This window comes from Halohasta sp. A2, from assembly GCF_056175805.1.
This window is the reverse complement of the sequence record NZ_JAQFWV010000316.1, coordinates 1-255: the sequence shown is the minus strand read 5'-3', so window position 1 is coordinate 255 and position 255 is coordinate 1. Positions and strand designations below refer to the sequence as shown.

Annotated in this window: 1 pseudogene; it reads right to left on the bottom strand. The window is 55.3% G+C overall.

Features of this window, described 5'->3' with window-relative positions:
* Positions 1 to 255, bottom strand: a pseudogene (locus tag O2S87_RS19280) (transposase); the annotation flags it as partial.

Sequence of the window (255 nt, the reverse complement as noted above, 5' to 3'; positions counted from 1 at the left end):
CCGTAGTCTGTCAAGAGAACGAATCTGCGGAAGATCCGTGTCGAGATCTGAGGTGTCTTTGGAATTCTTCCAGCCGAGAGTAAGAGGTTAGCTAGCACCCAGAGATTGTACAGCGAAACCGCGAACAAAAAGTAGAACAGCCGCACCGAGAACGTCGGCGACGACGTTCTCGGGAGGAAATCACCGATCTGTCGATACGAGGTTTCGATTCCCCAGCGGCGGCGGAACGCCGCCGCGTACGCTTTCGCTGTCGAA